The organism is Aquamicrobium sp. YD-1-mutant5, from assembly GCF_059509755.1.
The window spans coordinates 1-12,820 of record NZ_JCAKKP010000015.1 but is presented as its reverse complement, the minus strand read 5'-3'; the positions used below and the strand labels follow the sequence as shown (position 1 = coordinate 12,820).

Annotated in this window: 9 protein-coding genes and 1 pseudogene; 5 read left to right on the top strand and 5 right to left on the bottom strand. The window is 61.2% G+C overall.

The features are described from left to right. The first annotated feature begins 2 nt into the window (after window positions 1-2). Window positions 3-1,883: an asparagine synthase (glutamine-hydrolyzing) gene (gene asnB / locus AC5XE7_RS16980; protein ID WP_495366944.1), complete on the top strand. Its 1,881-nt coding sequence runs from the start codon at window positions 3-5 to the stop codon at window positions 1,881-1,883. 29 nt (window positions 1,884-1,912) lie between these two features. Here asnB and AC5XE7_RS16975 read toward each other — a convergent pair whose 3' ends face one another. After that, window positions 1,913-3,028, bottom strand: coding sequence for a glycosyltransferase family 4 protein (locus AC5XE7_RS16975; protein ID WP_495366943.1), 1,116 nt, complete (start codon window positions 3,026-3,028; stop codon window positions 1,913-1,915). A gap of 2 nt (window positions 3,029-3,030) precedes the next feature. After that, complete coding sequence (locus tag AC5XE7_RS16970) at window positions 3,031-4,518, bottom strand: glucosamine inositolphosphorylceramide transferase family protein (RefSeq protein WP_495366942.1); 1,488 nt, start codon at window positions 4,516-4,518, stop codon at window positions 3,031-3,033. Between the two features lie 358 nt (window positions 4,519-4,876). On the opposite strand from AC5XE7_RS16970, the gene AC5XE7_RS16965 reads away from it, so the two are divergent. Then, window positions 4,877-6,190, top strand: coding sequence for an oligosaccharide flippase family protein (locus AC5XE7_RS16965; RefSeq protein ID WP_495366992.1), 1,314 nt, complete (start codon window positions 4,877-4,879; stop codon window positions 6,188-6,190). Between the two features lie 105 nt (window positions 6,191-6,295). Next, complete coding sequence (locus tag AC5XE7_RS16960; RefSeq protein ID WP_495366941.1) at window positions 6,296-7,123, top strand: FkbM family methyltransferase; 828 nt, start codon at window positions 6,296-6,298, stop codon at window positions 7,121-7,123. Between the two features lie 116 nt (window positions 7,124-7,239). Here the strand turns inward: AC5XE7_RS16960 and AC5XE7_RS16955 are convergent, their stop codons facing one another. After that, the gene (locus AC5XE7_RS16955) at window positions 7,240-9,147 is read right to left on the bottom strand and encodes a GumC family protein (RefSeq protein WP_495366940.1); all 1,908 of its coding nucleotides are present in this window, start codon (window positions 9,145-9,147) and stop codon (window positions 7,240-7,242) included. Between the two features lie 134 nt (window positions 9,148-9,281). Next, window positions 9,282-10,277: a UDP-glucose 4-epimerase GalE gene (gene galE, locus AC5XE7_RS16950; RefSeq protein WP_495366939.1), complete on the bottom strand. Its 996-nt coding sequence runs from the start codon at window positions 10,275-10,277 to the stop codon at window positions 9,282-9,284. 322 nt (window positions 10,278-10,599) lie between these two features. On the opposite strand from galE, the gene AC5XE7_RS16945 reads away from it, so the two are divergent. Further along, window positions 10,600-11,715 carry a hypothetical protein gene (locus AC5XE7_RS16945; protein WP_495366938.1) on the top strand — a complete coding sequence of 372 codons (1,116 nt, stop codon included), beginning with the start codon at window positions 10,600-10,602 and terminating at the stop codon, window positions 11,713-11,715. Window positions 11,716-12,100: 385 nt separating this feature from the next. Beyond that, window positions 12,101-12,523, top strand: coding sequence for a hypothetical protein (locus AC5XE7_RS16940; protein WP_495366937.1), 423 nt, complete (start codon window positions 12,101-12,103; stop codon window positions 12,521-12,523). Window positions 12,524-12,702: 179 nt separating this feature from the next. On the opposite strand, the pseudogene AC5XE7_RS16935 reads toward AC5XE7_RS16940, so the two are convergent. Then, window positions 12,703-12,820: pseudogene (locus AC5XE7_RS16935) on the bottom strand (IS5/IS1182 family transposase); the annotation flags it as partial.

The window sequence follows — 12,820 nt, the reverse complement described above, 5'->3', positions numbered from 1 at the left end:
CCATGTGCGGCATCTTCGGATTTCATGCCAGATCGCGCCTGTCGCTCGATGCCGAACTGAACACGGCCACCGACCTTCTGGCCCACCGCGGACCTGACGGACGCGGTACTTTTACCGCCCGCAGCCCCGATGGCGACTGGCAGGTCGGGCTCGGCCACCGCCGCCTGTCGATTGTCGACATCGAAGGCAGCGCGCAGCCGATGCACTCCCATGATGGTCGCTACACGATCGTCTACAATGGCGAGATCTACAACTATATCGAGCTGCGCGCGGAACTCGTGGAGCGTGGCCATCGCTTCGCCACGCAGGGCGACACGGAAGTGCTGATCGAGGCGTGGCGTGCCTGGGGCGAGGAATGCTTTTCCCGCTTCAACGGCATGTTCGCCTTCCTGCTGTGGGACAGCCACAGCGGCCGACTGATCGCGGCCCGCGATCCGTTCGGCAAGAAGCCGCTGTTCGTCGCCCGGGCCGAAGGCGTGTATGCCTTCGCTTCGGAAATCGAGCCGCTGCGCAGGTTTCCGGGCATCGATGACCGGCTCGACCGGGATTCGCTGCGCGAATATCTGAGCTATCGCTATGTGCCGGGGCCGGCCACCTTCTTCAAAGGCATTGTCAAGGTGCAACCCGGCACCTTCATGGTGCTGGATGGCGACACCGTCTCCACGACGCGCTATTTCACCACGCCGTTTTCGCGAACCTCGCCGGACGTCACCGATTTCGACGAGGCGCTGCGCCTGTTCTCCGCACAGCTCGACGAGGCGGTGCAACTGCGTCTGCGCTCGGACGCCCCGTTCGGCGCCTATCTGTCGGGCGGGCTCGATTCCTCAATGATCGTGGCGTTGATGAGCCGGCATGTGAGCAAGCCGGTCTCCACCTTCTCGGTTGGCTTCGATGTGCCGGGCTCTTCCGAACTGCCCTATGCCGCGCAGGTCGCCAAAGCCTTCGGCACCGATCATCACGAACTTTCCGTCGGCCTGAACGACTTCACCTCCGTGTGGGAGGAAGCGGTGCTACGGCGCGGTGCGCCCGTCGCCGAGCCTTCCGACCTGCCGGTGCTGCTTTTGTCCAGAATGGCCAGCCACAGCGTCAAGATGGTGCTGACGGGCGAAGGCGCCGACGAGCTTTTGGGCGGCTATCCGAAGCATCGCGCCGAGCCATGGGTGGCCCTATACCAGCGGCTGATGCCGGGCTTCCTGCATGATGCGATTATCGCCCCCGGCGCGCGCGCCCTGCCCTATTCGCTCAGGCGCGTGAAGACCGTGGCGGGCGTGGCCGGCATTCGCGATTATCAGGCGCGCATGGTGGCATGGTTCGGCGGCGGCGACGCCGATCTGGCGGAAGCGCTCTACCGGGGAGCACCGGCTTCGCGCCAGCCCGATTCCCTGCCCTTCGATGCTGCCGGCGCTGCCAGCCTCCTGAAGCGGATGCTGCATTTCGACCAGACCTCATGGCTGCCCGACAATCTGCTGGAACGTGGCGACCGTATGATGATGGCCGGCTCCATAGAAGGTCGCATGCCGTTCATGGATGTGAAGCTGGCCGAACTCGTCGCCCGTTTCCCCGATGCGTTCCTGACCGGCGCTCCGAAGGGCAAGCGCGTGCTGCGCGTGCTGGCATCCCGGATGCTGCCCGAGGCCATCGTCACTCGCAAGAAGGTTGGCTTCCGCGTGCCGGTTGAACAATGGTTCCGCACCGGCATGGCAGACCAGATGCGCGACCTTCTGCAGTCCGGCGATTCAACCGTGCGGCAGGTCTGCGAAGCGCGCGAAATCGACCGGCTGATGGCCGAGCACACCGGCGGCGTGCAGAACCATGAAAAGGTTCTGTGGGCGCTCGCCAATCTCGAACAGTTCTTCCGCATCTTCCGCCCGACGCTCGCCTGAGAGATCGATTCGGAACCGGAACAGATGGGTTAATCACCCGAAGATCGCCATTTGCGACCTTCGAGAGCTTTGGAATAGACGCCCTTCAGCGCGGCAACCATCGATTCGAGGCCGAAACGATCCTTATAGATCGCGCGCGACGCTTTCCGGAACGTTTCCCTGCGCCCGGTATCGGAAATCAGCAGTGCCAGCGCTTCGGCGATGTTTGCCGGATCGTCCGGTCGGATCAGCAGGCCGTTTTCGCCTTCATGCAGCACGTCCGGCACGGAGCCCACCGGTGTCGCAACGAGTGCTGCGCCCGCGCATGCGCCTTCCAGAAGGCAGACGGGCAGCACCTCGTTGCGGGAGGGCAGCACGACGATGTCGGCCTGCCTGTAGAGCGGCAGGATCGCATCGCGCGCAATCCAGCCGCTGAATTTAGCCTGCTCCGACAGGCCAAGCTTTGAAGCCTCATCACGAAAGCCCTGCACATCGCCGGTGCCCGCAAAGGTCATATGCCAGCCGGGCAGGTCGGCCGGCAAAAGCGACAACGCCTGCAGCAGTGCGCCGGCCCCTTTCGCATCGGTCAGATTGCCGGCGAACAGCAGCCGCACGGGCTCACCCGCCTTGCGCGGCAGCGGCGCATCCGGTGCGAAATCGGCGACGCCGTTGGCGACCACATCGAAGCGTGAGGCGGGCATGCCATAGAAGCGGGCGACGAATTCGCGCCAGTAGTTTCCAAGCACGATGATGGCCGACGCACGCTCGAAAACCTGCCTCAGAACCGGTACCCAGCCTGGCTGTTTTTCACCCGGCTTCGGAAAGGCCGAGCCATGGAAATGCACCACGGTCGCCACGCCGAAGAGGCGTGCTACGCCCTGCATCATCCATTTGCGCCACGCCGAAGCATTGGTCGCGGCATTGAGGTGGACGATGTCGTAGCGTCGGGTCGCTACCATCCACACATAGCGCAGGAAAGCGAAAGGGAAGTGCAGCACCCAGCCCGCGCCGGATGCGTCACCGCGTGATGCCAGAAACTCCATTACGAGGCCCAGTTCAGGATGCGCACGCAGTTCCTCGTCGACATGCGAGAACAGCGTTTCGATGCCGCCGCGCCCCTTCAGGCCGCGCGGCACGATGCACAGGACGCGGATCGCAGCGGGCATGCTCACCCTGCCCTGCGCAGCCTGTTGCGCATCATCGGCGAAATGCAGTCGATGGCCTCAAGATGAGCGGTGCTGTTGAGGGTATGAACCCGCGGATAGGGGTTTTTGCCAGAAGACAGAACCGGCACCGGCGGCGTCAGGCGCACCTTGCTTTCGTCGAGTTCCACGAGATCGGCCAGACCAAGCGCCCCGCCGTAATCATGCGTTCCGTCCTGCAGCGGCAGAACGATCCGGTCGCCCACCTGCACGAAATGTCCTCCGGGCCGGGCTGCGGCGCGATCTATCCTGACCGGATTTGCGACATGGGGAATCCAGGGGCCGTGCAGGGAGATGGAATGGAACACCGCCATCGTATCGGAGGCGCTGCCATAGCCGTCGCGCTGGCTTGCGAACAGCCACAGCCGCCCGCCGTGCTTCAGCAAGGTGGCGTCGAAAATCTCGCAGTCGGGCAGCAACACGGAGTGCCGCACCCACCGGTCCGGAAAATGCTCGGCCCGGTAGAGAACCAGATTGTTTCCGGATCCGCTCTCCGGCAACATCCAGATCTCGCCGTCATGGGAGAACACCTGCGGATAGGAAAGGTGATAGGGCTCGTCGATGACGCATCTGGGAACGGTCGCCGTGCCATCCTCGAATATCTCGGCCACCGACAACACTGCCTTGTCACTGCCATGGGGGCAGTCTTCCACGAAGATGAAATAGCGTCCCTGCCATTCGAAGAGGAACGGGTCGGCATAGAAGCGCTTGCCATCGTCGGGCAGGGTTATCCATGGCTCTCCGGCCAGAAGACCGGTGTCGGCGACCCGCCTGCCCTTGTGGAACCTGTAGCTGACGTTCCAGCGATGCAGGTGGAAACCAATCCGCATGAACGCGCCACGCGCCTGCCTCGGCATCATCGACAGGATGTAGGAGCCGACAATATCGGCACTCGTCGGAGACGGTTCAGCCTGAGCGCCTGGCGGCACGAAGCCCAGCCGTTCGCCGGAAACATAGCGATGCGCCGTATCGACCATCAGCGTTGCCACCCGCGCAAGCACGTCGTTGATTCCGCGGAAGACAGAAAGGCGGCTATCGACCATCGGGGCGGCGTGGGCGACAGACCGGCCCTCGTCGAGCACGATGTCCACGTCCGGAAGGCGCCCCATCATCAGGAGCCTGGCCGCCTGAGCGATCGAATTGCAGCCGGCAAATTTAGGCGTGAGCACCGGGGATGTGAATTGTTCACCGCTTCCCGAAAGGTTGATGCGCAGGCCTGCTTCGGGTCGCGCCGGATGAAGCTGCACATCGCGGATGCGCTCCATCAGCTTGTGCGAACGGATGCAAAGCATCCTGCGCTCCAGAAACAATATGTTCTCGAGCACGCCCGGCACGCCTGGCGCGTCCACGCCGACAAGCGTCACATCGTGACCCTTTTCGCGAAGCCGTTCTGCGATCACCAGATGTATACGACATACCGCCTGTGCGGGCACCAAGACATCAATCGTGCTCATAGCAAGACTATCATCGCCCCTCAGAGCCCCGCACGCCCTCCTGGACACGCAAAAACATGCTCCAATACCTTTTTGTTAAGCATCGAACCGGCCAATGTCCGGACTGTTCCAATGCTCCCAACCCCGGTCGATAGTAATGGGCTTCAAATGCTAAGGCCGGCTTAATGCTCAGGAGCGGCGCAACCCACCTTTATCTGCTCAGCACGGGCAAGCTGCCCGCATGTAGCGAGCCTGCGGCAGATATGAGCCCGCTCTGGCCCGACCCGTCTTTGCCGACAATAAAGCAGCCGATAACGGCTGCCTCATAAATTGCTGATAGAAAGCTGGCACGGGGACCTGAAACGGGGAAGATATCTTGATGCGCCCAATACGGACACTGATCAGCCAGTCGGCCGATCTGCGCAGATTCAGCTTCGGCTTTGTCTGGTCCGTACTCGGCACGGTGGCCGTGCGGCTGACCCCGATGATCACGACCATTCTGATCTCGCACTGGTTCGGCATCGAAGCGGTCGGCAAATTCGGCGTCACCTACGGTACGCTGGTTTCGGCGAGCATGCTGGCAGCCACCGGCGTCAGCCTGATGGCGACCCGCAATGTCGCCGCCTATGCCACGACCGATCCGGAAACGGCCGGGCGGCTGGCCGGCATGGCCCTCATTCTGGTCGCCGCGACCAGCGCGCTTCTGGGCCTGGTCATCTTCTGCCTCGCAGACGATATCGCCAACCGCCTGCTCAGGCAGCCGCAGCTCGGCTTCTACCTGAGGGTCATCGCTCCCATCATCGTGGTCAGCGCGCTGAACAGCGTCCAGACGGCCATACTGAGCGGTCTTCAGGAATTCCGAGCGATCGCCCGCCTCAACATCATCATGGGCGCGCTGATGATAGCGGCGGTGCCGGCCGGCCTCTATCTGCATGGCCTGACCGGCGCATTCATCGCGCTTGGCTGCGCCTATCTCGCCGGCTGCTTCATCACCATGCCGGCGATGATGCGGGCGCTGAAAGCCCATGGCGTCCCGCTCGCCTTCCGGGGGGCGCTCTCGCAATGGCGGATGATCACGCGCTACGCCATACCGGCGTTGCTGGCGAGCATCCTGTATGAGCCGGTGAACTGGATCTGCACCACCATCGTGGTCAACAAGCCGGACGGGCTGGAGCAGGTCGGCCTCTATTTCATCGCCATGCAACTGGAGACGCTGCTGCTGTTTGCCCCGCAGATCGTGGTGCAGGTGCTGATCCCGATGCTGTCCACCGGCTTCGGCGAGGGCAATCGCCGGCGCGTCCTCAACATACTGGCGATGAGCATCAGCACCAACCTTGTCATCGCCATAGGCTTCGTGTCGGTGATGATACTGTTCGGCGACTGGTTCCTGCTGGTGTTCAAGCTCGATCCCGCGCGCGACTGGCCCGTTTTCATGATCGTGGTCTTCGCCTCGGCAATGATCGCCTGCGCCCTGCCGCTCGGACAGGTTCCCGTCTCATCCGGCCATATGTGGACGGGTCTCACCATCACCGCCGGTTGGGCGGCGACCTTCATCATCGGCACATGGCTTTTGCAGGATCAGGGCGCGAAAGGCATCGTCATCGCCCGCGTTATAGCGTGGCTGATGTCGTTCATTGCCTATGTTGCGTTCGCCGCATTCTCGATCAGAAGGCTGCGGAGCAAAGAATCCTGAAACAGCGAATGGCAAAAGTGGCCATGCTTATGAAATTCGTAAAGCCCGGAGCCTATAGGTGCTCATAACATGGGCCAACAATTTGATTTGCGGGGAGATCAGCTTTTGAAACGCGATCTGGTGTTCGATTTCGGGCTGCACAAGGGCGAAGATACGGCATTTTATCTGGAAAAAGGCTTCCGGGTGGTCTCGTTCGAAGCAAACCCGGAACTGGCTCAGGCATGCCGCAACCGCTTTTCCGCGCAGACCGAAACCGGAACGCTTACCATCATGGAAGGCGCTGTGGCTCCTGCTTCGGCAGGCGATACGCTGACATTCTTTGTCAACGAACGCTCGGTCTGGGGCACAATCGACAAGGACTGGGTCGAACGCAACGAGAAAGCCGGAGCCACGTCAAAAAAGATTACCGCGCGACGTATCGATGTTGAGGAAGTCATTCGCGAATTCGGGATGCCTTTTTACATGAAGATCGACATCGAGGGTGCGGATCAGTACGTGCTGGAGGTTCTGGCCAGTTTTCCTGACAGGCCGAAATACATTTCCATCGAATCCTCGAAGGAAGATCTTGGCGAGGTTATCGCAGAATGCGATCGGCTGCGGACATTGGGCTACAGCCGTTTCAAGGCCGTCCAGCAGGAATACATCCCCGGCAGGCAAGGTGTGTTCGCCCGGAAAAACGGCGAGCAGTTTTCATACACGTTCCCCGCAGACTCGTCCGGTCCCTTTGGCGACGATGTCAGGCAAAGCTGGGTCAGCTACGAAGGAATTCTGGACGACTATCGAACCATTTTCAGGAAGTACCGGTTGTTTGGCAGCGGGTCACCCCTGATGCGGGTTCCCGGTCTGCACAAATTCCTGTGGCATGCTGGCAAGCTGGGGAACATCGGCCTTCCGGGATGGTATGACACCCATGCCGCGCTCGACGACGAGTGAACGATCTGCACATTGCTGCGAGCAGCGTCCGCTTGCTCGCAGGGATGAACGAGATCGCCACGGCATGAACCCCGTGGCATCACATATCTAAGCAACCATCAAGCCGGAAGTCCGGCTCAGGCCACCTTGTCGAAGCGGCTGGCTTCACCGCGTGCCACCAGTGAGACAGTTACGGCACCATCATTTGACAATGCCTCGACCATGCGCTGTTCGCGTGCATCGACGCGTCCGGGATTGACCACAAGAGCCGCGTTGCGGGTCAGTTCGGCAACGGTTCGGGCAGGCAGGCCGTGCTCGGTTTCGAGTTCACCGATATTGACCACGACGTCGTCATATTCGGCTGTGACGGCTTCGATAACGTTGGAAACCTCACGACGGGAAAGACGTTCGACGGCGCGCGAGCGCCCGATGTTGAGGACATGGAGCCCACTGTCCTGATCGGCTTCTACCGCACCGAAAGCGGAGATTTCTCCGAGTGCGATGTCGGCCAGCCCGGGAACCGTTCTGGGTGCGTCTTCGGCCAGATCGATGAAGATCGTGCGCCGGCCACGCGATGCGGCTCCCTGCGCAAGGTCCAGCGCACCCTGACGGGCCGTGACCGGATCATGCAGCGTCGTCACCAGAACGAGGCCGTTGAGCTGAACTTCCGCGCCGGGTCTCGGCATCAGCGCTGCGCTGTTTGCGCGCCGTCCCAGAAGACCCGCGAAAAAGTCGAGCAGGATCGCCATCAGTATGCCGGTGAACAGCCCCATCAAGACGGCGGCGATCAGAAGCGGCATGCGGGGTGGGAACGAGGGAGCGGCTGGCACTGCCGCTTCCGCGATCACGCGGGCGGTGCGCGCGGCAATGCCTTCCTGCTGCGCTGTTTCCTGCGCGCGTACGAGAAAGGATTCGTAGACGAGCCTGATCGACTGCGCCTCGCGTTCAAGCTCGCGCAGCCTGATCAGATCCTGATTGGTCGAGAACGATGCAGTGGTGGCGCTCTGAAGTTCTGCGTTGATCTTGTTCAGCGCATCGACTGCAATCCGCTGATCGTCACGCGCGCTTGCCACCAGCCTGCCGCTTTCTTCGCGAATGGCGGTTTCGGCCTGCGTCACCTCCTGGATGGCGGCGGTGACGCGTGGATGACGGGGGCCCAGAACATTCTGAAGATCGGCAAGCCGCTGCCTTGCATCCGCCAGACGGGTACGCAACGCGCCCATGGCACTGCCGGCATCGGAAACCGTCGCGCCCACATACCCACGGGTGCGCAGGCTCTCTTCAAGCACCTGAAGGCGGGAATTGGCTTCATTGACGCGTGCCAGCGCCTCCGACTGCCGGGCGGAAAGATCGGTCAGCCGGCGATCGCCCAGCGTCTGGCCTTCGGTGAGCGAAATATTGTGTTCACGCTTGAAGGTTTCGATCCCTTCCTCGGCATCGTTCAGCTGCTTCTGCAGCTCGGCAAGCCGGCTGCGGATGGCAGCGCTGATATCGCGTGCGGAATTGGCGGCCGACGAAATCTGGTCGGCTACATAGGCAGCCGCAATCGCATTGGCGAGGCGCGCGGACTTGGCCGGCTCCCGGGTGGTGACACTGATCTCGATCACATAGGTGTTGTCGCGGCGCGTCACCTCGGTGGCCCGGGCAAGCCCTTCCATCGCGATGTCGGCAGCCGTGCGCCCTCCACCGGGCTGCCCTCCGAACTGGGGATCGTCAGCGAGATTCATGCTTTCCACGACGCGGCCAAGCACGGTCTCGGAGGTGATCACCTCGATCTGGCTGTCGACAAGCGCCATATCGCCGCCCAGCCCCTGCTGGACGATTTCGTTCTGCACCACGCGCTGCTCGCGCGGATCGATGAGAATGCGCGCCGTGGCGGAATAGCGGGGCGCTATCGTGCTCAGTGCAGCGAAGGCCAGACCGGTCACAGCCACCACGCAAAAGAGTATCGTCCAGCGCCGGCGCAGGAGCGTCCTGCCCAGATCGTAGAGATCGACGGTGGAATCGATCTGTCTGCCGGGTCTGTTGCCCGAAAGAGATGCCATGCGCACGAGCCCCGAAAAGCGATGACGGCAATTTGCCGGATGGTAAACAACCTATGCGCAAACAGACTTAAAATCACGTTAAGTCAGCGTTTCAGGCACCGGATGCCCCGTCATCCTTTTCAGGAACGATATCGTCAGCCGCGCACCGAATTCATGGTCTGAAGCCGGCGTTCCCAGGAGAGCGCATCGGAAACGATCTGCCCGAGGTCGTCATGTTGCGGCGCCCAGCCAAGTTCGCTGCGCGCCAGATCCGCGTTGGCGACAACGGAGGCCGCGTCGCCGGGACGGCGATCGCCATTGCGCAATTCGAAATCGCCGCCAAAGGCGCGCCTGACCGCCTGGATGACTTCCAGAACCGAGTAGCCGTGACCATAGCCGCAATTGGCGATCATGCTGTCTCCGCCCGCCCGCAACCGTTGCAGGGCAAGCCGGTGCGCCCGCGCAAGATCGCTGACATGAATATAGTCCCGCACACAGGTTCCGTCGGCTGTCGGGTAATCCGTACCGTAAACCTGCATGAAGGGGCGTTTGCCAAGTGCCGTTTCGCAGGCAATCTTGATCAGATGCGTGGCGCCCGGCGTGGACTGGCCCGTGCGCCCCTGCGGGTCGGCACCGGCAACGTTGAAATAGCGCAGCGCCGTAAACCGCAGATCATGCGCAGCGGCCGCGTCACGCAACATCCATTCGCTCATCAGCTTGGAGCGGCCATAAGGCGATTCAGGGTTGAGACGTGCCTCTTCTCTGACCGGCTCGATGCCAGCATCGCCATAGACGGCGGCGGTCGAGGAAAAGATGAAATTGCCGACGCCCGCCTGCACAGCGGTTTCGATGAGGGTGCGCGTCTTGCAGGTGTTGTTCTGGTAATAAGCAAGCGGATCCGCCACGGATTCCGGAACCACGATCGATCCGGCGAAGTGAATGACGGAATCCACGCCGTGCTCGCGAATGAGGCCGCCAACCAGCGCGGAATCGGCGACATCGCCCTGTACCAGCAGCGCCTCGGGCGCCACCGCCCAGTCGAAACCCTTCGACAGATTGTCGATGACGACGACCTTTTCGCCGGAATCCAGCAGTTCCCACACCATATGGCTGCCGATGTAGCCAGCACCACCCGTCACCAAAACCGTCATGCGAGCGCTCTCATCCTCTTGTCTGTAGTGGCATCTCATATCGGTTCCGGCGGATGCTGGAAAGGCCGCGCTCCCAAACCTTGCAATCGTCCTTACCGCGGACAGACGGAAACAGCGATAAGCCTCTGTTTAACGATAGATGCTACAAGCCGTTTACCCGTTGCTGGTAGCCCTGCTGCCGGCAATACAGGAAAAAGCAGACTGGGGGATCAATGTCAGGACACCGGCCAGTTTCCGCCCCCCGCAGGACGTGGGTGAACTTGCAGGAACAGGTGCGTGCGCAACGGAAATTTGCGTTGCGCGGCGCTTTGGGAGATCGGCATTGAGCACTATCCGTGCATTGACTGAGCAGGATCTTCCCGTCGTGGCAAACATGCTGCAGCAGGTTCTGCGCCACAAGAACAGTCCGGCGCCGGCCTCGCTCCTCGACTACATGCGCAGTTTCTACCTGAGCGCGCCCGGTTGCGGTGATGACATCACCTCGCTCGTCCACGTCACGGATGCGGGTGAAGTTTCGGGGTTCATCGGCGTGCATGTGTTGCCGATGGCATGGAACGACCGGAAACTGCGCGCCGCCATATGCAGCTCGTTCATGGTCGCGGAAGGAAACCGCGATCCCATGGCAGGCGCCCGCCTCATGAAGGCATTCATGGACGGGCCGCAGGACCTCTCGTTCAGCGAAACGGCCAATCACATATCCACCCAGATGTGGACAAGGTTGCGCGGCATAACCCTGCCCCAGTACAGCCTCGACTGGATACGCATCATCCGCCCCTGCTCATTTGCGATGAGCATGATCGGCCAGCGCTTCTCTCCCGCCCGGCTTTTCAATCCGCTGGCATTCGCAACAGACAATTTCTGGCGCAAAAGGCTCAAGGCGGGAGAGGCACGCTGGACAGCCACCGCCCTTACCGGCATGGCTCCGGTCGCGCTGCGTACCCAGGAAATCAACCGGGCCGAATTTGCGGAACTGGTGGAGCCTATCACAGCCCACTTTGCACTGAAACCACACTGGCCGGCCGTCGCTCTGGATAGGATTCTTTCGGATGCCGCCGACAAGCCGGACTGGGGCCAGTTCGTCATGGCCAGCGTCACCACCGCGAGCGGCGCAAGCGTCGGCGCTTTCGCATATCATGTCCTGAAAGGCGGCATCGGGCGTGTCTTCCAGATCATGTCCCGCTCCGGGCAGGCCGGCGCGGTGATCGACTGCCTGGTCGAACATGCAGCAAATCGTGGCGTCGCGGCGCTGCGCGGGCGCACTCAGCCGGAACTGCTGGCCGCAATGCTGACGCGGCGCACGGCCTTTCTGCCAGCAACCGCCACCATTGCCCATTCGCGCGACCCCGCCCTGCTGAACGCCATGGCACACGGCGAGGCGTTTCTGAACGGACTGGCCGGCGAAGAATGGAGCCGCCTGATCGGCGGCCGCTTCACCTGAAGCCTGCCGCCCGAAGTAGGAGCCAGCCTTGGGAATGCGGCATACATTAAGAATAAGAACTTAAAGCATATCGCCTGTTTCTGCATAAACGCAAAGTGCTTTGGACAAAACGAGACGGCTCGCGGTGGCGCTTCAGCGCAACATAGAGACTATGCGCGCAAAACATGCCCGTCGAAATATTTGATTCTACTGTAAACAAATGGCGCACCCAACCGGGTGAAGATGACAACTACATCTACGCTATAACCCTATAAAATACAGACCAAAGATCGACCGGAACTCGCCGAAATCACAGCGGGTTCCTCCAGTCCAGCACCTTGCCGCTCGGGGCGAGGTGGTTCGTGACACTCGCCACACAGCCAAAAACCCTTTAGAATTACAACGTATGTGGCCCGCAATCATCTCAGCCTTGGCAGCTATCGTCGCGTCCGGCGGTGCCATCTATCTTACCAAGCATCAGGAACGAAAAGCGATCTGGCGAGGCAAGAAGCTCACCTACTATGAGGAGTTCTTCGCCGCAGCCAGTGGCATAGTGGGCGAAACCGCCCCAACCGAAGCCAAGATGCGATTCGCCACGGCGGTGAACAATCTTCACTTGATTGGGAGCAATGGCGTCCTGAAGGCACTTCACGCTTTCACTGCCGAAACTGCAACGTCCAACAGTCAGCACTTTTCCAAAGAGCGTCATGACAAGCTTTGGTCTCTGTTGGTCTGGGAGATTCGCGCGGATCTTGGTGATCCTCCCACCAAGGAGCCGTCTGCGTTCAAGGCCATGCTTTGGGCGTCGGGCACGGGACGCAATGCTTAGGACGGGGGATTCGCCGCCCACGGTTCGACCAGCTAACATAGTGCTATGATAGCCCAGCGTGAGGCACACAGGACGTAACTGGTATCGCGCAAATGCTTGTTTCTATGGAAAACTGGCGCGCAGAGGCGAAGATGATAACTACGGTTTCGCTATAGCCCTCTAGGCTCAGGACTCATTGGTCAGATCCAGAAGATGACGGCTGCGGCGATGCATATCGCTGAGAAGAAGGTGTGAGCGCATCGGTCGTAGCGTGTGGCGATGCGGCGCCAGTCCTTGAGCTTGGCGAACAGGTTCTCG